This is a genomic window from Wohlfahrtiimonas chitiniclastica DSM 18708, assembly GCF_000375345.1.
GTDB lineage: Bacteria > Pseudomonadota > Gammaproteobacteria > Cardiobacteriales > Wohlfahrtiimonadaceae > Wohlfahrtiimonas > Wohlfahrtiimonas chitiniclastica.
Window position 1 is genome coordinate 324617 of sequence record NZ_AQXD01000002.1, and the last position, 21833, is coordinate 346449.

Consider the following 21833-nt stretch of genomic DNA (forward strand, 5'->3'; position numbering starts at 1 on the left):
ACATTGGGCTTTTTTGTGGCTAAGAATGTTTAGAAGTTGATGCTCATACCCAACCAATAACGGCGGCCATCTAGGTTTTTACCATAAGTGTCTTGGTTCACACGTTGATTGGTGATGTTATAGACGCCGGCAAAGAGGCTGGCATCTTTCGTCACTTGGTAAGATCCGCCAAGATCCCATGTGGTGTAATCAGGATAAACGTAGTCGATCCCTTTTTTGCTGCGGCCACTGGTTTCGATCTCTTTACCACGGTAATTGACTTGTGTCCAAAGGTTGGATTTTTCCGTCATTTGCCAATCAGCATGGAGATTAAAGACATGCTTAGGAATGCGATTTAACGGTTTACCTTTATGGATGCCACTGGTTTGTTCCGTTTTATTGTAGGTGTAGCTGGTGGATAATTTAACAGTATCCACCGGATACCACTGTGCAGAAAGCTCTGCACCATAGAGTTTTGCAGTGTCTACGTTTTGATTAGTGTTGATGAATCTAAAGCCATGATCACATGCATCACCAATTTTACATACGGTGATTTCTTGGATTTTGTCTTTAAATTTGGTGTAGAACACTGTGGCATCTAAGCTCAATTGATCATTTGGTGAGAAGTTTAAGCTCACTTCATAGTTTAAAGATTTCTCAGGTTTAAGATCAGGATTGCCCAAAATCACGCCATTGCCGCCAGGGCCGCCGGTGCCATGACCCCAGTCAGCCACTGCTTGACGAATGTTTGGCGTGCGATAACCAGAAGAGATGCCGCCTTTTAATGTCCAAGCATCATCAATGTTCCATACCGCATATAAACGTGGTGTCACTTCGCCGCCATAGTTTTCATCATGCTCATAACGCACGCCTGCGGTTAGGGCAAAGTTATCTAAAATCCACCATTCATCTTCCACAAAAATGGCATAGCTTTTACGGGAGATGTTATTGACAGATTTTTTCAATTGGTTGTTACTGTCTGTGAGTTTTTCATCACGATATTGTGCGCCAACCGTCACAGTATGTGTGGCGATCGGAATGATCACATTGCCGGAGACTTCCGTATTTTTTACGATCATTTTACGCGTGGTGTTGTTATTTTTCTCATGGGCAATCAACAAATCACTGGTGATGCCATTGTCAAACTCACCTAAATAACGCACGGAAAAGTTATCACGGGTATATTTTTCTGTTTTATCTTCGTTTTTGATCCATTGACCTGTTTTTTTATTCTCATAACCTTCCGCTAAGGTTTTGCCCACATGATAAATGCGCTTTTGTGTGCTTGTGGCTGCTTCAAGCTCAAAGGTTTGACCTTTAACAGGTACGATTGTGAGTTTACCGCCAATGTTGGTCAAATCACGTCCGGGGGTCTCTTCAAGGTGTTTGTCCTCTTTACGATGGCTGTATTTGCCATACACTTGCAAACCTAACGTCTCTTTAATGAGCGGGCCATTTAAATAAAATTCTGTGTTGCCATAATTGCCTTGATCAGAATTGTGTTGCACTGTGTAATCGGCGCGCACATTGCCCATCCATTGATCGGTGATTTTTTTGGTGATGACATTCACAACGCCGCCCATGGCATCTGAACCATAACGAGAAGACATTGGGCCGCGCACCACTTCAACGCGCTCGATGGCGGCTAAGGGTGGAATCCAGCCTTGCTCAATGCCAGAGCCATCGCTGTTTGGGCGAGAACCGCGGGAGTTTTGACGTTTACCATCCACCATCATCAATGTGTATTGTGGTGCCATGCCGCGAATGCTGATGTCTTGGCTCGCGCCGCCCCCTGTAATGACAACACCGGGCACATCTTTAATGGCATCGGTCACATCACGAAAGGGTGCATTGTCTAAGGCTTCTTTAGACACCAAAGAGATGGAGGCTGGTGCACTTTTCACTTCTTGGCTAAAACCACCGGCAGTGACCACCACTTTTGAGAGGTCAATGATAGAAGTTTCGTCAGAGTAATTGTTTAAATCATCTAAAGTTTCGTTCACTTGTGCAGCAGCAGGGGAGAGAACAGCAATGACAGCACATGCCATTAAGCTTTTGCGTGGGTTAAATGTGGGCATAATGATCCTTTGATTGATAACATTGTTTTCATATTTGAATGATAATTATTATCAAATAGAAATAATAGTCAAATGAATAATGGTTTACTTTTGTAAACATCAATCATTCGCTTTTAGGATGATTATCACAAATGACTGAATTTTAAGTGAACTTAGGATGTCCCATTCAATGGATAAATTTGAATCTGACTGAAAATTGTGCTAATTCTAAGAGTCATGCAATCGATTCGTCCCGAAGAATCACAAGACTCATCTCAGTCAATTAATCTAAAAATAGGAGGATTAGTCATGACAGAAACAATGAAAGCAATGGTGTATTACGGTGAAAATGATTTGCGATTTGAAGAACGCCCTAAACCTAAAATCATCGAGCCGACAGATGCAATTATACGTTTAACCAAAACCACCATCTGTGGTACAGATTTAGGCATCATGAAGGGCAAAAACCCAGAAATTGAGTCCACTGCCAAAGAAAAAACAGGCGCATTCAATGGCCGAATTTTAGGCCATGAAGGCATTGGCATTGTGGAAGCAGTGGGCAGCGCGGTGAAAAATTTTAAAGTGGGCGATGAGGTGATCATTTCTTGTGTCTCTCGCTGCGGCACCTGTGAAAATTGCCAAAAACAGCTCTATGCTCACTGTTTAAATGGCGGCGGTTGGATCATGGGTTATATGATCGATGGCACGCAAGCTGAATATGTGCGCACGCCGTTTGCGGACACATCCTTATATCATCTGCCAGAAGCCTTAGATGAAAATGTGGCGGTGCTCTTGTCAGATGCATTGCCAACTTCCCATGAAATTGGCGTGCAATATGGTGATGTTAAACCCGGTGACACAGTCGCGATTGTGGGCGCAGGTCCCATTGGCATGGCGGCATTGTTAACCGCACAACTCTATTCCCCAAGTGAAATCATTGTGGTGGATATGGATGAAAACCGTTTAGACATGGCGCTCGACATGGGTGCAACAATGGTGATCAATTCAGGGAAAGAAGAGCCCATTGCGCGCATTTTAAAAGAGACTGGCGGACGCGGCGTTGATTGTGCGATTGAAGCGGTCGGCATTCCTGAAACGTGGGATGTGTGCCAACATGTGGTGAAAGAGGGCGGCAACATTGCCAACGTTGGCGTGCATGGTCAATCGGTGAGTTTTGCCCTTGAAAAACTGTGGATCAAAAACCTGAAAATCACCACAGGTTTAGTCAATGCAAACACAACAGACATGCTGCTCAAAACTTGCTGCTCAGGTAAATTGCCATTAGATAAAATGATCACCCATCATTTTAAATTTGATGATCTTGAGCATGCCTATAAAGTCTTTAAAAATGCTGCCAATGAAAAGGCGATGAAAGTGATCATCAACTATTAATGATGTCATCAATAAAAAAGCGGGCAATGCCCGCTTTTTTCATTTCAACTGAATGATGGAGAATTAAAGTTGTGCTTTAATCCAAGTGGATGCCGCGGCTAAAGCGTCATCCACTTTATCACCATGCTGACCACCTGCGGTTGCAGAATCAGGGCGACCGCCGCCTTTACCGCCAACAATGGCAGCGGCAACATTCACAAAGTCACCGGCTTTCACTTTAGCGGTCAATGATTTCTCAATGGCGGCAACCAAAGTTGCTTTACCATCCACAGCAGAGCCTAACAACACGATGCCTTGAGATTGATCACGCAATTTATCTGCCAATTCGCGCAGCATTTTGGTTTCAACGTCAGGCACATGGGCAATGATCACTTTCACATCATTGATGACATCAGCATTAGCCAACAATTCGCCACTTGACGCTAAGGCAAGTTTTGATTTTGCTTGTTGCAATGCTTTATCAGAGGCTTTTAAATCTGCCAATGTTTGCTCAGATTTAGTGACAAGCTGCTCAGGCGTGGATTTAAAGAGTTCAGACAATGTGGCGATCAAACGCTCAGATTCTTGCGTAATGGCAAGCGCATGTAAACCTGTGGTGGCTTCAATTCGGCGAACGCCAGAGGCAATGCCTGTTTCATATAAAATCTTAAATTGACCGATGTCACCTGTGCGCGCCACATGTGTACCGCCGCAAAGTTCGATGGAATGACCCATTTCAACCACGCGCACATTGTCACCATATTTTTCACCAAAGAGCGCCATTGCGCCTTTTGCTTTCGCATCATCAATGGGCATCACTTCAATGGCTACCGCTTCATTCGCGATGATGGCAGCATTGACATGAGATTCAATGGCTTGCAATACCTCTAATGGAATCGCTGCATTGTGAGAGAAGTCAAAGCGCAAACGGTTAAAGGTCACCATTGAGCCTTTTTGCTCAACGTGATCGCCTAAAACAGCTTGTAAGGCATGATGCAATAAATGCGTGGCAGAGTGATTTTTACGAATGTCATTGCGATAGCTTTCATCAATTTTCGCATGCACAGTGGCAGCTTTTGTCAATGAACCACGGCTCATGTGACCAAAATGTAAAATGGCATCACCTTGCTTTTTCGTATCTTCTACGATGAATAGATTCTCACCAATGGAGATCGCACCATGGTCGCCCACTTGGCCGCCAGATTCAGCATAAAAAGGTGTGCGTTCAAGCACCACAATGCCGTGATCGCCTTCTGACAATGCATCCACCAATTCGCCATCTTTGGCCAACTCTAGGATCACTGTGTCTAAATGATTTTCTGTATAACCCACAAATTCAACCGGTTTGCTTAAATCAATGGCGACTGTTTTTTCTGCGCTGAATTGATTCGCGGCACGGGCGCGGGCACGTTGTTCTTCCATGCACGCTTCAAAGCCATCCATATCGAGGGCCAATTGTTGCTCGCGGGCAATGTCATTGGTTAAATCAACAGGGAAGCCGTAAGTATCATACAATTTAAAGATCGTTTCGCCAGAAATGGTTGTGGCACCATTGAGGGCTTTAATGTCCGCTTCTAACAGTTTCAAACCATTTTCCAGAGTTTCTGCAAAGCGCATCTCTTCTTGCTTAATGGCGGCTTCAATGTGCGCTTGTTTTTCGATCAATTCAGGGTATGCATCACCCATCACATCCGCTAAAGTTTTTGCCAATGTGTGGAAGAATAGACCTTTTTGGCCGAGTTTATAACCATGACGCACAGCGCGGCGAATGATGCGGCGAAGCACATAGCCACGGCCTTCATTCGAAGGCAACACACCATCGGCAATTAAGAAGGCCACAGAGCGAATGTGATCGCTGATGACTTTCAATGAGTTGTGTTTAAGATCTGTGCAACCCGTTGCAGTTGCAGCCGCTTTGATCAAGGTTTGGAAAAGATCGATGTCATAGTTGTCATTAACATGCTGTAACACCGCCGATAAGCGCTCTAAGCCCATGCCTGTATCAACAGAAGGTTTTGGCAATGGATGCAATACACCGGCTTCATCGCGGTTAAATTGCATGAATACCAAGTTCCAGATTTCGATGAAGCGGTCGCCATCTTCTTCAGGAGAACCCGGAGGGCCACCCCAGATGTGCTCACCGTGATCATAGAAAATTTCAGAACAAGGTCCGCATGGGCCTGTGTCACCCATTTGCCAGAAGTTATCTGAGCTGCCATCCTCTTTTAAGCCAATGCGAATGATGCGCTCAGCAGGGACGCCAATCTCATCTTTCCAGATGTCATAAGCTTCATCATCGTTGTGGAAAACGGTAACGGTTAATTTCTCAGCCGGAAAACCATACACTTTTGTGAGGAGTTCCCACGCAAAGTTGATGGCTTCTTTTTTGAAATAATCGCCGAAACTGAAGTTCCCTAACATTTCGAAAAATGTATGATGGCGCGCAGTAAAACCTACGTTTTCTAAGTCGTTGTGTTTACCACCGGCACGCACGCAGCGTTGAGAGGTTGTTGCACGCACATAGTCGCGCTTTTCTAAGCCTAAAAATAGGTCTTTAAACTGGTTCATGCCCGCGTTCGTAAAGAGCAACGTTGGGTCATTATGCGGAACCAATGAACTTGAAGCGACTTCTGTGTGCCCTTTTGAAGCAAAGAAGTCTAAAAATTTTCGGCGTATTTCAGTAGTTTTCATAAAAATATACAAAGGTTTAATTAAAAGTTACAGAGCGTGATCCATAAAGACCCATGGGGTTTTTTGTTTCATGCGCTCTTCATAAGCTTTGATGTCATCTGTGTGTTGAAGGGTCAGACCAATGTCGTCAAAACCATTGAGCAAGCAATATTTACGGAACGCATCCACATCAAAAGTGAACGGTGAGTGTAATCCTTTCCCATCGAGTTGACAAATGAGTTGCTGTGATGGCAGATCAATGATGATCTCTAAGCCTTCATGCTGATGAATCAGTTCAATGATTATATCAACATCTTCTGCCGAGAGCACAATCGGTAACACACCATTTTTGAAACAGTTGTTAAAAAAGATGTCTGAATAACTTGGCGCAATGACGGCACGAAAACCGTAATCATCCAATGCCCAAACGGCATGCTCACGAGAAGAGCCACAACCAAAGTTTTCACGGGCCACTAAAATGGAGGCGCCTTGATAACGGGCTTGATTGAGTGAAAAATCAGGATTGATTGGGCGCGTGCTGTTCTCCATGCCTGGCGCGCCAACATCTAAATAGCGCCATTCATCAAATAGATTCACGCCAAAGCCTGAGCGTTTGATGGATTTTAAAAATTGTTTTGGGATGATGGCATCCGTGTCGATGTTCGGGCGATCGATGGCGACGGCAATGCCTTGATGAGTGGTGAATGGTTTCATGGGATCTCCTTATAACGTACGAACATCAACAAAATGGCCAGCAATTGCAGCAGCGGCTGCCATGGCAGGGCTCACTAAATGTGTGCGTCCGCCAGCACCTTGACGACCTTCAAAATTGCGGTTAGAGGTCGAAGCGCAGTGTTCGCCAGGATTTAAGCGATCATTATTCATGGCTAAACACATAGAACAACCGGGTTCGCGCCATTCAAAGCCCGCTTCCGTGAAGATTTTATCTAAGCCTTCGGCTTCCGCTTGTGCTTTGACTAAGCCTGAACCTGGCACAATCATGGCTTGTAAAATGTTCGGTGCCACTTTTTTGCCTTTGGCCACAGCCGCCGCTTCACGCAGATCTTCAATGCGCGAGTTGGTGCAAGAACCAATGAATACTTTGGTTAAAGGAATGGCAGATAATGGCATGTTGGCCGTTAAATCCATGTAGGCCAAAGCTTTTTCCATCCCTGAGCGTTTTACCGGATCATGCTCTTTGGCAGGATCAGGAATGCACTCATCAATGGCAATGACCATTTCAGGGCTCGTGCCCCAGCTCACTTGCGGTTTGATCTCGTTGGCATTTAAACGCACCACATGATCAAATTGCGCGCCTTCATCAGAATGTAAGGTATTCCAATAAGCCACCGCTTGATCCCACATCTCGCCTTTTGGTGAGAGCGGACGATTTTTCACAAATTCTAATGTGGTGTCATCCACAGCCACCATGCCAACGCGCGCGCCGGCTTCAATCGCCATGTTACAAATGGTCATGCGGCCTTCCATCGATAAACTTCGGATGGCAGAGCCTGAAAATTCAATGGCGTAACCTGTCCCACCTGATGTGCCAATTTCACGGATGATGGCAAGGACGATGTCTTTTGCCGTCACGCCGGCTTGCAATTGCCCTTCGACAATGATGTTCATGGCTTTAGATTTCTTTTGTACTAAGCAGCATGTTGCCATCACATGTTCCACTTCGCTGGTGCCAATGCCAAAGGCAAGTGCGCCAAATGCGCCATGGGTTGCTGTGTGAGAGTCGCCACACACCACAGTCATCCCCGGTAATGTGGCGCCTTGTTCAGGGCCCACAACATGGACAATGCCGCGACGAATGTCGCCCACTGGAAAATAGGTGACGCCGGCAGCACGAGCATTTTGATCTAAAGTGTCCACCTGTAATTTAGAGATGGGATCATCAATCGTCGTAAAACCCGGTGTGGTTGGCGTATTGTGATCAGGTGTTGCAATGATGGAGTTTTTACGCCAAAGGTCGCGTCCTGCCAGTCGCAGCCCTTCAAATGCTTGAGGACTGGTGACTTCATGGATGATGTGTCGATCAATATACAATAAAGCGGTGCCGTCTTCTTCTGTGCGCACAACGTGGGCATCCCACAATTTATCGTAAAGCGTTTTGGCCATTTTAAAACTCCCCTAAAATTAAACATCCTGCTATGATAATCTCGTAACAAATCTTATCTTTTTATGCAAATTAATTTGCTCACGAACTAGACATCATAATATGAATTGTATGGAAAAAGAAACTCTTTGGGTAATTAAAATTGGCAGCGCCATGATCACCAATGGCGGTGTTGGGATTGACTATTCTTTGCTCGATGATTATGCATCGCAAATTGCACAATTACAGGCAAAAGGTTATCAGATTGTGGTGGTTTCATCAGGGGCGGTGGCCGCAGGGATGAAGCGTTTAGGGTGGACATCAAGACCCACAGAGTTAAGTGAGTTGCAAGCGGCGGCAGCTGTTGGGCAAGCAAAACTTGTGGAAGCGTGGCAAATGGCTTTGCAAAAGCATCAATTGACTGCAGCTCAAGTCTTATTGACTCATGAAGATGCATTGGATCGCACCCGCTATTTAAACATTCGTGCCACCCTTAATGCACTGATCCATCACAATGTAGTGCCCATCATCAATGAAAATGACACCGTTTCCTACGATGAGTTTTGCATTGGGGACAATGATACGCTCGGCGCTTTAGTTGCCAACCTCATTGAAGCCGATACTTACATCATTTTGACGGATCAACAAGGCTTATATAATAAAGATCCGCGTAAAAATAGTGATGCGAAGCTGCTTCATCATGTGCGTGCGATGGATCCATCTTTATTGGACATGGCCAGCCCAGAAGGCGGCAGCTTAGGGAAAGGCGGCATGTACACGAAAGTGAAGGCGGCACAAAAGGCTGCCACAAGCGGCACGCAAACTTACATTGTGTATGGTAAAGCGGACAACGGTTTGTTGCGTGTGGCCAATCATGAAGAGATCGGCACGCAATTTGAGCCAGAAGATACAACCATGGCGGCGAAAAAACGTTGGATTCTCAATCAAGCCCATGTGCTTGGCAGCGTTGTGGTGGACAAAGGGGCAGAAAAAGCCTTGATGGCGCATAAGAAAAGTTTGTTACCGATTGGCGTCATTGCCGTCAATGGTGAGTTTCAACGCGGGGAGATCATTGCCTGTTTAAATGAGGCGGGTGAAGAATTAGGGCGCGGTTTATCTACTTATCATTCACAAGAAGTGAAAAAGCTCTTGAAAACGCCATCAAGTGACATCATTAATAAACTTGGTTATGTGATTTCTGAAGAGATTATTCATAGAAACAATTGGGTATCCCATCAATAAGTTCTTTTTGACGTCAAAATACGTTAAAATGCCCCGTTAATTCATATTTATTATTAGAAGGACAGCCATGTTTGGTGCGATTGCAAAAAAGATTTTTGGAACCCGAAATGATCGCTTGGTAAAAGAGGCTCAGAAGACTGTTAAAGTAATCAATGCGCTTGAGCCGACAATGCAAGCGATGACGGATGAAGAGTTACAACAACAAACCATCAAGTTTCGTGAGCGCATTCAAAATGGCGAGTCTTTAAATAAGCTCTTGCCTGAGGCGTTTGCCACATTGCGTGAAGCAAGTAGCCGCGTGATGGGCATGCGCCATTATGATGTGCAAATGATCGGCGGGATTGTATTGCATCAAGGCAAAATCGCTGAAATGCGCACCGGTGAAGGTAAAACATTGGTGGCAACTCTTGCTGTGTATTTAAATGCATTAGAAGGCAAGGGCGTGCACGTTGTGACCGTCAATGATTACTTAGCAAAACGTGACGCCGCCTGGATGGGTAAGCTCTATCGTTGGATGGGTTTAAGTGTGGGCGTTGTGGTGTCTGATCAAGCGCCAGATGAGAAGAAATCAGCCTATGAAGCGGACATCACTTATTGTACGAACAATGAAATCGGCTTTGATTACCTTCGCGATAACATGAGCTTTGATCCTGAACATAAAGTACAGCGTCCATTGAACTTTGCGGTGATCGATGAGGTGGATTCCATCTTGATCGATGAAGCGAGAACGCCACTCATCATTTCAGGCCCTGCGGAAGGTTCGGAAGATTTATACAAAGCCATCAATGAGATCGTGCCTTATTTGAAAAAAGCCGATGCCAATGGCGACAATGACTTTACGATCAATGAAAAAGATCGCCAAGTGTTATTGACAGAAGTGGGCCATGAACATGCTGAAAATTTATTGGTGGAAGCAGGTTTACTCAAAGCAGGTGAAAGCTTATATGATGCCAATAACTTAAAATTGTATCATCATTTAGACAGCTGCTTGCGCGCGCATCATTTATTCCGCCGCGATGTGGAGTATTTGATTAAAAACAATGAAATCATCATTGTCGATGAGCACACAGGCCGCACATTGGCAGGACGTCGCTGGTCAGATGGCTTGCATCAAGCCATTGAAGCAAAAGAGGGCGTGCCGATCAAACCTGAAAATCAAACATTGGCATCCATCACGTTCCAGAATTTATTTAGAATTTATAAAAAATTGTCCGGGATGACGGGGACAGCCGATACAGAAGCGCCAGAGCTTTTAGAAATTTATGGCTTAGAAGTTGTGGTGATTCCAACCAATAAAGTCATTCAGCGTAAAGATTATGGGGATTTAATCTTCTTAACGCAGCGCGAGAAATATGAAGCCATCATTAAAGACATCGAAGCGTGCTGCGAAGCAGGGCAACCTGTGTTAGTGGGAACGGCGTCTGTTGAAGTGTCAGAATTATTGGCAGAGATGCTCAATGCGCGCGGCATTCAGCATGAAGTGTTGAACGCAAAACAGCATGAGCGCGAAGCTTATATTGTGGGTGCAGCTGGTAAACCGGGTGCGGTGACGATTGCCACCAATATGGCCGGTCGTGGTACGGACATCGTGCTTGGCGGTAACTTTGAGATGGAAATGGAAGCTTATCCGGATGCCACCGCTGCAGAGCGTGCAGCGATGAAGGCAGAATGGCAAAAACGCCATGATGATGTGTTATCTAAAGGTGGTTTACACATCATCGGGACAGAGCGCCATGAATCCCGCCGCATTGACAATCAGTTGCGTGGCCGTGCGGGTCGTCAAGGGGATGTGGGCTCATCACGTTTTTATCTTTCATTAGAAGATAACTTGATGCGCATCTTCACTTCGCCTTCAGCTTACAACATGATGAAAAAGCTTGGCATGGGCGATGGCATTCCGTTAGAACATAAATGGATCAGCCGCTCGATTGAAAATGCTCAGCGCAAAGTGGAAGGTCATAACTTTGAGATTCGTAAGAACTTATTGCAATATGACAACGTGGCCAATGATCAACGTAAAGTGATCTATCAGCAGCGCGATGACATTTTAGCGGCATCGGATGTGGGTCCTGCCATTGATGCAATTCGTGAAACAGTGTTCCGTGAGCTTGTGGCTAAACACATTCCGCCACAATCATTCCCTGAACAGTGGGATATGGAAGGCTTAGAGGCAAAATTGTCTCGTGACTTTATGATGGATGTGAAGCTTGAAGATTGGCTCAAAGAGGATGACACGCTTGATTATGAAGGTGTGGTCGCACGCTTAATTGAGATGAATCAAAAAGCATATCGCAATAAGCAATACATCACATTGCCTGATACGGGCGAAGAGATCTCCATTGTGGATCAAGAGAACTTCAAAGCCTTTGAGAAAAATGTGTTGTTACAGTTATTAGATCGCAACTGGAAAGATCATTTAGCGGCGATGGATTATTTACGCCAAGGCATTCAATTGCGTGCCTATGCACAAAAACGTCCTGAGCAAGAATATAAGCGCGAAGCCTTTGAAATGTTTGAGATGATGCTTGATCGCATTTACTATGAAACGATTGGTTTCTTGAGCCGTTTGACGATCGAGTTGCCAAAAGTGACAGAAGAAGATGCCAAAACCATTGAAGCTTTGCAAAATTCAGATGAAGAAACAGAAGTATTGATGCAACGTTCATTCAGTGATGCCGGTGTTTCTAATGAGGTTCAAGCGCCAGAGCAAAATAACGTGATGGATGCGTTAGGTTTAGACTTCAGCGCCGTTGGCCGCAATGATGAATGTCCATGCGGTTCTGGTAAAAAGTATAAGCATTGCCACGGTAAAATCTAATTGGTCAAATGATTGAAAAATCCCGCATTTTGCGGGATTTTTTATGGCTTGCATAAATGGCAGACAATAAAAAAGCCCTTGAAAAAGGGCTTTTGAATGCATTTCGAATTAAGCAGCGATTGCTTTGATTCGTGCGTTCAAACGGCTCACTAAACGAGCTGTTGTTTTCTTATGAAATAAGCCTTTGTTAGAAGCGCGATCTAAAACGCCTTGTGCTTTTTTCAATGCATCTTGAGCAGCAGTGACGTTATTTTCTTGGATCGCTTTCAATACTTTCTTAACATAAGTACGAGTCATTGAACGATATGAAGCATTTGCTAAACGGCTTTTTTCCGCTTGGCGTACGCGTTTTTTTGCTTGAGCTGAGTTTGCCAAAGGTATTCTCCAAATATAACCAATAGTTTAAACAATATAAGACGCAACATTATCTTGTTTTTCCAAGCAAAAGTCAATCATGCTTCGGATTAAAACAGCGGACAACGTGGCTCAATGAAAAAAAAGAGCTGCGAGCAGCTCTCTTATTGTGGATCATTATAGCGCATATTCTGCAAAATTAGAATGCAGGTAAAATACTGCCTTCATATTTTGTTTCGATGAATTGTTTCATCTCATCAGAGTGAAGAATCTTCATGAGTTCTTTGACATTCTCTTTCTCATTGTTGCCATCTTTGACCACAACGATGTTCACATAAGGTGAGTTTTTGTCTTCAATGATCAAAGCATCTTTCACTGGATTTAAATCCGCATCTAACGCAAAGTTAGTGTTGATGAGGGCTAAATCCACTTCATCGATGGTGCGGGCAAGCATTGGCGCTTCAAGCTCTACAAACGACAAGTTTTTAGGATTCTCTTTGATGTCTTGAATCGTGGCTAAAATGTTTGTCGGATCTGTCAATGTGATCACGCCATTGTTGTGCAATAAGATCAAAGCACGACCGCCGTTGGTGGGATCATTTGGAATGGCGACTTTACCATTTTGTGGCAAGTCTTTCACATCTTTGATCTTTTTAGAGTAGCCGCCTAAAGGTTCTAAATGCACGCCGCCCACAGACACCAATGTCATGTCGTTGGCTTTGTTAAATTCATCTAAATAGGGTTGATGTTGCATGAAGTTTGCATCGACTTCGCCTTCGTTGAGCATGATGTTAGGTAACACATAATCGGTGACCACAACCACGTCAATGTTGAAATCTTTAGGGGCAAGTGTTTGCGCGTGTTCTAAAATTTCAGCATGTGGCACAGGAGATGCTGCCACTTTGATGGTTTCATTGGCATTGGCAAAAAATGGCAATGCAGAAATGAGAAGCGCTGTTGCAAATTTCTTCATGAATAAACTCCTAAATATTGGATGGCAATTGTTATTTTCGTGTGAGGCGACGCATGAATGTATCCCCCACTAATTGAATAGTTTGCGCGATAATAATGATAATTACAATCACAAAATTGGTAATTTCAGGTTGATTGCGATGGAAGCCAAAACGGGTGGCTAAATCACCGAGTCCGCCTGCACCAACAACGCCTGCCATTGCTGTAAAGGAAAGTAGAAGAATCCCTGTAATGGTTGCCCCTGCAATCAAGCTTGGGCGTGCTTCACGCAATAAGATAGAAAAAATGATCTTATGCATCGGTGTGCCCATACTGACGGCAGCTTCTATGATGCCGCGATCCACTTCACGAAGGGCTGTTTCTACCAATTTGGCAAAAAATGGAATCGCGCCAATGGTTAAGGGCACAATTGCACCTTTGACCCCGAAGGAGGTGCCCACAATATTTTTCGTGTAGGGCAATAGATAAATGATCAAAATCAAAAAGGGAATGGAGCGCAAAATATTGGTGAAGATCGATAAAATCGGATACACCACACGATTTTGCATCAATTGTTTTGGGCTGGTGAGGTATAAAATTACCCCAAGCATGATGCCAAAAATGGTGGTCAATGCCCAAGAGGCGGAGAGCATTTGCAAGGTGGCTTCGGTGCCTTCCCAGAGCATGCTCACTTTCACTTTAGGAAAATAGGGCGTGATGAATTCTTGAAGAGCATTCGCTGCCCATACTTTGAAATCTGTGTACAGAGAGGTTTCGATGAGATTTGACATAGTTTATAAAGTGACCGCTAATGTGTGAATGTTTTTCGCTGCAAATTCTTCTAAGGCGCGCTGCTGAACCTCAGCACTGCCATTTAAGGCCACGAGCAATTGACCATATGGCAAATCACGAATGTAGCTGATGTTGCCAGAAAGGATTGAGAAATGCACGCCGGTGGATTTGATGATGTCACTTAAATGTGGGTGATAAGAATCTTCCCCTGAATAAGTGATTTGATAAAGGTTTGCCCCTTTCATTGGGCTATTTTTCAAATGAACTTTAAGCTCAGCATAATGGCTATTGTCTAAAATAAACTCTTTGGTCACTTCGTGTTGAGGGTTTAAAAACACCTCTTCAACTGCGCCGCATTCCACAATTTGACTGGCATGAATGACGCCCACTTTATGGCAGATTTTACGGATCACTTCCATTTCATGGGTGATGAGCACAATGGTTAAACCGAGCTTTTGATTGATTTCGCGTAGGAGCTCTAAAATGGACTGTGTGGTTTGTGGATCAAGGGCAGAGGTGGCTTCATCACACAATAGGACTTTTGGCTTATTAGCGAGGGCTCTAGCGATCCCTACGCGCTGTTTTTGTCCGCCAGAGAGTTGCGCGGGGTATTTTTTGGCATGTTCTGTTAAACCCACCAATTCTAGCAATTCGTTGACGCGGGCATTGATCTCAGATTTCGACATTTTCTCTAAGCGAAGCGGAAAAGCAATGTTGTCAAAAATGGTTTGGCTAGAGAAAAGATTAAAGTGCTGGAAAATCATACCGATTTTGCGGCGTTCATGCATCAATTCTCGTTTACTTAAGGTGGTTAAATCCACTTGATCTAAAATGACGTGGCCACTTGAAGGCTTTTCCAATAAGTTAAGGCAGCGAATCAATGTACTTTTGCCGGCGCCAGAGTGCCCGATGACACCGAAGATTTCGCCGGCTTCAATGGTCAAAGAGATGTCTGAGAGGGCAATGATGTCGCCTTTCGCAGTCGGATAGGATTTTGAAATATGGTCTAATGTGATCACGGATAGAATCATCTACAGTCTAAAAAGATACCGCACAATCTAGCATAATACGGCGTTAATTTGAAGATGAGACGATTTTCCGGCAATAAAAAAGCAACCCAAGGGTTGCTTTTGTGTGTTTTTAAACAAGTAAACTTATTTAATACGTGCTTCTTTGTATAAAACGTGTTTACGAACAACTGGATCATATTTCATGAACTCTAATTTTTCAGGAGTTGTTCTTTTGTTTTTAGTTGTAGTGTAAAAATGACCAGTTTCAGCCGTTGACACTAATTTGATTTTTTCTCTGATACCTTTTGCCATGATAAAGCTCCTTAGATTTTCTCACCACGTGCACGCATATCTTTAAGAACAGCATCGATGCCTTTTTTATCGATAGTTCTTAAACCAGCAGATGTTACGCGTAATGTTACAAAGCGCTGTTCGCTTTCTACCCAAATACGATGTGAGTGAAGATTTGGTAAAAAACGACGGCGAGTTTTATTGTTTGCGTGAGAAACGTTGTTCCCAACAGCAGGTGCTTTACCAGTGACTTGACAAACTTTACTCATAATTAAAATAACCTATTTCAATAAATTAAATTCTTTGAGGAACGCAAAGACGGCCCTTAAAAACAGACACGTCATTATACGTATTTCAAAAAAATATGCAATACACTGATTAAGTGAAATCAGCAGGGTTCTTAGCCTTACTTGCTGCAACTTCCGCATCAATGATGCCCGCTCGAACTAGCTGCATCAAGTGCTGATCAAGGGTTTGCATGCCAAAGGATTGGCCAGTTTGAATCGCAGAATACATCTGTGCAATTTTATCTTCACGAATCAGATTTCGAATTGCATTTGTACCCATAAGGATTTCCCAAGCAGCCACACGACCGCCGCCTTTTTTCTTCAAAAGTGATTGCGCAACAACGGCTTGCAAAGACTCAGATAACATTGAACGAACCAATGGTTTTTCACCTTCTGGGAAAACGTCAATGATACGGTCGATGGTCTTCGCTGCCGATGTGGTATGGAGGGTACCAAATACTAAGTGACCCGTTTCCGCAGCGGTTAAGGCTAAACGAATGGTTTCTAAGTCACGAAGCTCACCCACCAAGATAACGTCTGGATCTTCACGAAGAGCAGAGCGCAATGCATTGTTAAACGAGAGAGTATCTCGATGCACTTCACGTTGGTTGATGAGTGATTTTCTTGGCGTGTGTACGAACTCAATCGGGTCTTCCACCGTCAAGATATGGTAAGGATGATGCTTGTTTAGGTAGTCAATCATTGCAGCTAACGTCGTTGACTTACCTGAACCTGTGGGCCCTGTCACCAACACTAAACCGCGAGGCACCGAAACCATTTGGCGGAAAATGGCAGGCATGCCAAGTTCATCCATGGATTTAATGTTGTTAGGGATTGTTCTAAAAACAGCGCCAACGCCACGATTTTGGTGGAAGGCGTTGACACGGAAACGAGATAAACCAGGAACATCTACAGAGAAGTCAGCTTCTAACTCCGCATCAAAGGTTCTGCGCTGAGTATCATTCATGATGCCATAAATCAAATCATAAACCATATCGTTATTGAGCGCAGGTGCATTGATTCTTGTTACGTCACCATCGATGCGCAGCAAAGGTGGCAATCCTGCTGACAAGTGCAAATCCGATGCCCCGGATTTGACCACAAATGTGAGTAGATCTGTAATGTTCATAATTTTCTCATTAGTTTTTTTAATAGAAATAACGCTCGTATTCTAAACGACAAAATAGCATCAGTCTAATTTTGCATTTGATTTTAGTCGATTTATGATATCAACGTAATCTTTTTGCGTGAAAATCGCGCTGCCCGCCACGAAAGTATCCGCGCCTGCTTGAGAGATTTCTGCAATGTTATCGGCATTGACGCCGCCATCAATTTCAAGGCGAATGTCTAAGCCTTTTTCATCAATGATTGCACGCAGCTGCTTTAATTTATCTAAGGCAGATGGGATGAATTTTTGTCCGCCAAAGCCCGGGTTCACACTCATCACCAGCACCATGTCTAAATAGTCCCAAACATGATCAAGCACATGGATAGAGGTTGCAGGATTCAACACCAAACCGGCTTTACAGCCCAATGATTTGATGAGTTGAAGGGAGCGATCCACATGTAAAGAGGCTTCAGGATGGAATGTGATGTAGGTTGCACCAGCTTTTGCAAACGCTTCGATCATGCGATCGACCGGTGAAACCATCAAATGCACATCAATGGGGGCAGTGACGCCATAATCACGCAATGCTTTACAGATCATCGGGCCAAACGTGAGGTTTTCCACATAGTGGTTGTCCATCACGTCAAAGTGAATGATGTCTGCGCCTGCATTTAATACAGCATCGACTTCCTCGCCTAAGCGAGCGAAGTCTGCGGATAAAATCGATGGGGCGATCCAAGGAGTTTGTTTCATGGGTTAACCTTTGATGTCTGCTAATGTTTCGTCGATGGCTTTGAGGGTTTGATCTAAATCTTCATACGTATGTGCATTCGATAAGAAACCTGCTTCAAATGCACTTGGCGCTAAATAGATGCCGCGCTCAAGTAAGCCATGATAGAACTGTTTGAAAAATTCGATGTCACTGGTGAGCGCATCTTTGTACGTGTTCACAGGTTGATGGGTGAAGAATAAACCAAACATGCCGCACACGTGATTGATGTGGATGGGTAAATCATGTTTGGCAAAGATTTTGGCAATCCCATCCATTAAGTAATCGGTTTTGGCTTTGAGCTCATCATAAAAGCCCTCTTCAGACACCAATTCTAATGTGGCTAAACCTGCCGCCATGGCCACAGGATTACCGGACAATGTGCCAGCTTGATACACCGCACCATTTGGGGATAAATGCGCCATAATCTCAGCTTTACCACCAAAAGCGCCCACGGGCATGCCACCGCCAATCACTTTACCGAAGGTTGATAAGTCAGGCGTGATGTTAAATAAGCCTTGGGCGGAATGTTTGTGTACACGAAAACCGGTCATCACTTCATCCATGATGAACACAGCGCCTGCCTCTGTACAGCAATCACGAATGGTTTGTAAGAATTCACGTGACGGTGGAATGCAGTTCATGTTGCCGGCAATCGGTTCAACGATCACGCATGCAATTTCATTGCCATATTTGGCAAAGGCTTCTTTGAGCTCTTCAGGATTGTTGTATTCAAGCACGATGGTGTGCTGCGTTAAATCAGCTGGTACGCCCGGTGATGATGGCTCAGCAAAGGTCAATAAACCAGAACCAGCTTTCACTAAAAGCGAATCTGAATGGCCATGATAGCAGCCTTCAAATTTGATGATTTTGTTGCGGCCAGTGTAACCACGGGCTAAACGGATGGCGCTCATGGTGGCTTCTGTGCCTGAGCTTACCATGCGCACGCTGTCCATTGAAGGAATGATCTCAAGAACTTTTTTGGCCAATGCGGTTTCAGAAACGGTGGGCGCACCAAAAGAGAGGCCATTTTTTGCGGTTTCCACAACGGCTTCAATCACTTTAGGATGCGCATGCCCCACGATCATCGGGCCCCATGAACCCACATAATCGATGTATTTTTTATCATTGACATCATAAACATAAGCGCCTTCACCCTTTTTGAAAAACACAGGTGCACCACCCACTTGTTTAAATGCGCGCACAGGAGAGTTCACGCCGCCAGGAATGTATTGTTGTGCTTCTTCGTAAAGTGCTTCAAAACTGACCATTTCTCAACCTTCAAAACTTAGAAATAAAGCTAATATTCTAGCAAAATTAATTAAGATTTAATTGTTAAATTAAAATGAAGTACAATAACCAACACTATGTGTATTAATGATTGATGAATTTTAAATTAATTGGATGAATTTTATGTCAGAAGCAATGAAGAATATTGTTGAAACAACCTTAGATGATATGAAAGGTGTGGATATTAAAGTATTCGATGTCAGCGAAATTGTGAAGTATACCGACTGGGCTGTGATTGTTACAGGGACTTCCTCAACTCACCTCAAAGCGATGGCCAATAAGCTTGAAATCAATATGAAAGAGCAAGGTCATACTGTGATCGGCATTGAAGGCGTGGAAAGCGGCAACTGGGTGTTACAAGATTATGGTGACATCGTGGTGCACATCATGACTAAAGATGCGCGTGAGTTTTATCAGTTAGAAAAATTGTTCATCTAGTATGATTGTTCACCTCATTGCCATTGGCAACAATATGCCAAGTTGGGTGAAAGAAGGCTTTGATGAGTATCAAAGCCGTCTTCGTAATGAAGTGCAACTCAAAATGGTGGAAATTCCCGCCCAAGCTCGCAAGAAAAATGCAGACATCTCTAAAATCCTCAAAGAAGAGGGGCAAAAGATGCTTGCCGCCGTGCCAAAAGGTGCGCGCATTGTGGGGCTTGATGTGGTGGGTAAAGCGGTGACAACGCCAGAGTTGAGCCAAATGATGGCCGGCTGGTTGCAAGGTGGCACTGATATTGCGTTATTGATTGGCGGGCCTGAAGGTTTTTCTGATGACGTCAAGCAGAGCTTTCAGCAGAGCATTTCTCTATCGAAATTGACGTTGCCACATCCGATGGTGCGCATTTTGGTGGCAGAGCAGTTGTTTCGCGCTTGGAGCATTTTGCATAATCATCCGTATCACCGTGAATAATTGAAACGAGATATAAAAAAAGCCTGATCATTGATCAGGCTTTTTTGTTGTGGGATGCATTAACCTTTATAACGGCTGAGCACCACAGTTGCGTTTGTACCACCAAAGCCAAAGCTGTTGCTCATGATGTTATTGATCTCAACATCTTCCACTTTTTTGCGGATGATTGGGAAGTTTTCCAATAAAGGATCAATGTGATCAATGTGCATGCTTGCTTGAAGGAAATTGTTTTCCATCATCAGAAGGGAATAGATCACTTCATTCACACCGGCTGCGCCTAACGCATGGCCTGTTTGTGATTTTGTTGAAGAGATCATTGGGAATTTATCCCCAAATACACGCTCAACGGCCATGATTTCAGGAATGTCACCGGCAGGTGTTGATGTGCCGTGTGCATTGATGTAATCAATCGGGCCTTCAACGGTGGCCAATGCTTGACGCATACAGCGCTCTGCGCCTTCACCACTTGGGGCAACCATGTCATAACCATCAGACGTTGCGCCGTAACCGGTGATTTCTGCATAGATGTGTGCACCACGCGCTAATGCGTGTTCTAACTCTTCAACCACCACGATGCCGCCACCGCCAGAGATCACAAAACCATCACGGTCACGATCATATGGACGCGATGCCACAGATGGATTGTCATTGTATTTAGAAGACAATGCGCCCATTGCATCGAACATTGCGCTCATAAATGGGTGCAACTCTTCACCGCCACCGGCAAAGATCACATCTTGTTTACCCAATTGGATTTGCTCAACAGCATTACCAATACAGTGTGCAGATGTAGAGCACGCTGAGCTGATGGAATAGTTCACACCTTTGATTTTAAACGGCGTGGCTAAACATGCAGATACAGTAGAGCCCATTGTGCGAGTCACCATGTAAGGACCCATTTTTTTCGTGGCACCTGTTTTGCGCATGCTATCGACGGCATCAATTTGATTGCGCGTCGATGCACCACCCGAACCCACGATTAAACCTGTGCGTTCATTCGAAACCATTTCAGGGGGTAATTTTGAGTCTTCAATCGCTTGCTCCATCGCTAAATAAGCGTATGCCGCAGCATCTGCCATAAAGCGGAAAGTTTTACGATCAATATGCTCAGCAGGATTGATGCGAATCGCACCGTGAACATGGGATCTAAAACCGAGATCAGCCATCTCTTGAGAGAATTCAATACCTGACTTACCTGATTTGAGAGACTCTAATACTTCTTCTTTGTTGTTTCCGATACTAGAAATAATCCCAAGACCTGTGATAACAACACGTCTCATAATGTTTCTCCTAAACGTTAAAAATTATCTGTTGAGGTAAAAAGACCAACTTTGAGGTCATGTCCTGTGTAGATGATTTTACCATCTACGGATAAAGTCGCATCTGCAATACCCATCGTCAATTTGCGCAAAATAACACGTTTCATGTGAATGTGGTAAGTTATTTTTTTTGCGGTGGGTAAGACTTGACCGGAGAATTTCACTTCGCCACAACCAAGTGCACGGCCGCGACCAATGCCGCCTTTCCAGCCTAAATAGAAGCCAACCAATTGCCACATTGCATCTAAGCCAAGGCAACCTGGCATGACGCTATCGCCAATAAAATGACAAGGGAAAAACCATAAATCGGGATTGATGTCGAGTTCAGCGACGATTAAACCTTTATTGTAGTTGCCACCATCTTCAGTGATTTCCACAATGCGATCACACATCAACATTGGTGGCATTGGCAATTGTGCATTGCCTTCACCAAATAAGTTGCCTTTTGCGCATTCAATCAGTTCTTCTTTGGTATAACTTGCTTGTTTTGTCACATCAATTCCTTTGAAAATAG

At 44.2% G+C, this 21833-nt stretch carries 20 protein-coding genes; 5 read left to right on the forward strand and 15 right to left on the reverse strand.

Annotated features, from left to right (window positions below; genetic code table 11):
• Positions 1-29: 29 nt before the first annotated feature.
• Positions 30-2057, reverse strand: a complete 2028-nt coding sequence (locus B143_RS0106155; protein ID WP_018122606.1) for a TonB-dependent receptor domain-containing protein — start codon at positions 2055-2057, stop codon at positions 30-32.
• A gap of 300 nt (positions 2058-2357) precedes the next feature.
• On the opposite strand from B143_RS0106155, the gene B143_RS0106160 reads away from it, so the two are divergent.
• Entirely contained in the window at positions 2358-3428 is a 1071-nt protein-coding gene (locus B143_RS0106160) for a zinc-dependent alcohol dehydrogenase family protein (RefSeq protein WP_343231741.1), read from the forward strand.
• 63 nt (positions 3429-3491) lie between these two features.
• Here the strand turns inward: B143_RS0106160 and alaS are convergent, their stop codons facing one another.
• The 3 genes from alaS to leuC are packed head-to-tail and all read right to left on the reverse strand — an operon-like array spanning position 3492 to position 8201.
• Complete coding sequence (alaS, locus tag B143_RS0106165) at positions 3492-6098, reverse strand: alanine--tRNA ligase (protein WP_026165742.1); 2607 nt, start codon at positions 6096-6098, stop codon at positions 3492-3494.
• 27 nt (positions 6099-6125) lie between these two features.
• Entirely contained in the window at positions 6126-6791 is a 666-nt protein-coding gene (leuD, locus tag B143_RS0106170; RefSeq protein WP_018122608.1) for a 3-isopropylmalate dehydratase small subunit, read from the reverse strand.
• Between the two features lie 9 nt (positions 6792-6800).
• Positions 6801-8201, reverse strand: coding sequence for a 3-isopropylmalate dehydratase large subunit (gene leuC / locus B143_RS0106175; RefSeq protein WP_018122609.1), 1401 nt, complete (start codon positions 8199-8201; stop codon positions 6801-6803).
• Positions 8202-8310: 109 nt separating this feature from the next.
• Here leuC and proB point away from each other — a divergent pair, with 109 nt between their 5' ends.
• A complete protein-coding gene (proB, locus tag B143_RS0106180; protein ID WP_018122610.1) occupies positions 8311-9420 on the forward strand; it encodes a glutamate 5-kinase in 1110 nt (369 codons plus the stop codon).
• Positions 9421-9487: 67 nt separating this feature from the next.
• Positions 9488-12238 carry a preprotein translocase subunit SecA gene (secA, locus tag B143_RS0106185; RefSeq protein ID WP_018122611.1) on the forward strand — a complete coding sequence of 917 codons (2751 nt, stop codon included), beginning with the start codon at positions 9488-9490 and terminating at the stop codon, positions 12236-12238.
• A 108-nt stretch (positions 12239-12346) separates the two neighbouring features.
• Here the strand turns inward: secA and rpsT are convergent, their stop codons facing one another.
• The 9 genes from rpsT to hemL all read right to left on the reverse strand — a co-directional run bounded on the left by rpsT (position 12347) and on the right by hemL (position 19071).
• Positions 12347-12613, reverse strand: coding sequence for a 30S ribosomal protein S20 (rpsT, locus tag B143_RS0106190; RefSeq protein ID WP_008315720.1), 267 nt, complete (start codon positions 12611-12613; stop codon positions 12347-12349).
• 178 nt (positions 12614-12791) lie between these two features.
• Positions 12792-13565, reverse strand: coding sequence for a MetQ/NlpA family ABC transporter substrate-binding protein (locus B143_RS0106195; protein ID WP_018122612.1), 774 nt, complete (start codon positions 13563-13565; stop codon positions 12792-12794).
• Between the two features lie 31 nt (positions 13566-13596).
• A complete protein-coding gene (locus tag B143_RS0106200) occupies positions 13597-14334 on the reverse strand; it encodes a methionine ABC transporter permease (protein ID WP_018122613.1) in 738 nt (245 codons plus the stop codon).
• Between the two features lie 3 nt (positions 14335-14337).
• Positions 14338-15354 (reverse strand): methionine ABC transporter ATP-binding protein, encoded by a 1017-nt coding sequence (locus tag B143_RS0106205; protein WP_018122614.1) that lies wholly within the window; start codon positions 15352-15354, stop codon positions 14338-14340.
• Positions 15355-15489: 135 nt separating this feature from the next.
• On the reverse strand, positions 15490-15657 hold the full coding sequence (rpmG, locus tag B143_RS0106210) for a 50S ribosomal protein L33 (RefSeq protein ID WP_008315715.1): 168 nt from the start codon (positions 15655-15657) through the stop codon (positions 15490-15492).
• 11 nt (positions 15658-15668) lie between these two features.
• A complete protein-coding gene (rpmB, locus tag B143_RS0106215) occupies positions 15669-15905 on the reverse strand; it encodes a 50S ribosomal protein L28 (protein WP_008315714.1) in 237 nt (78 codons plus the stop codon).
• A gap of 109 nt (positions 15906-16014) precedes the next feature.
• Positions 16015-17052, reverse strand: coding sequence for a type IV pilus twitching motility protein PilT (locus B143_RS0106220; protein ID WP_008315712.1), 1038 nt, complete (start codon positions 17050-17052; stop codon positions 16015-16017).
• Positions 17053-17112: 60 nt separating this feature from the next.
• Positions 17113-17784 carry a ribulose-phosphate 3-epimerase gene (gene rpe, locus B143_RS0106225; RefSeq protein ID WP_018122615.1) on the reverse strand — a complete coding sequence of 224 codons (672 nt, stop codon included), beginning with the start codon at positions 17782-17784 and terminating at the stop codon, positions 17113-17115.
• Positions 17785-17787: 3 nt separating this feature from the next.
• A complete protein-coding gene (gene hemL, locus B143_RS0106230; protein ID WP_018122616.1) occupies positions 17788-19071 on the reverse strand; it encodes a glutamate-1-semialdehyde 2,1-aminomutase in 1284 nt (427 codons plus the stop codon).
• 142 nt (positions 19072-19213) lie between these two features.
• On the opposite strand from hemL, the gene rsfS reads away from it, so the two are divergent.
• Both rsfS and rlmH read left to right on the forward strand, forming a co-directional pair.
• On the forward strand, positions 19214-19528 hold the full coding sequence (gene rsfS, locus B143_RS0106235) for a ribosome silencing factor (protein ID WP_008315709.1): 315 nt from the start codon (positions 19214-19216) through the stop codon (positions 19526-19528).
• 1 nt (position 19529) lies between these two features.
• Complete coding sequence (gene rlmH, locus B143_RS0106240; protein WP_008315708.1) at positions 19530-20000, forward strand: 23S rRNA (pseudouridine(1915)-N(3))-methyltransferase RlmH; 471 nt, start codon at positions 19530-19532, stop codon at positions 19998-20000.
• A gap of 59 nt (positions 20001-20059) precedes the next feature.
• Here the strand turns inward: rlmH and fabB are convergent, their stop codons facing one another.
• Both fabB and fabA read right to left on the reverse strand, forming a co-directional pair.
• Positions 20060-21280 (reverse strand): beta-ketoacyl-ACP synthase I, encoded by a 1221-nt coding sequence (fabB, locus tag B143_RS0106245; RefSeq protein ID WP_008315707.1) that lies wholly within the window; start codon positions 21278-21280, stop codon positions 20060-20062.
• 17 nt (positions 21281-21297) lie between these two features.
• Complete coding sequence (gene fabA, locus B143_RS0106250) at positions 21298-21813, reverse strand: 3-hydroxyacyl-[acyl-carrier-protein] dehydratase FabA (protein WP_008315704.1); 516 nt, start codon at positions 21811-21813, stop codon at positions 21298-21300.
• Positions 21814-21833 lie beyond the last annotated feature (20 nt).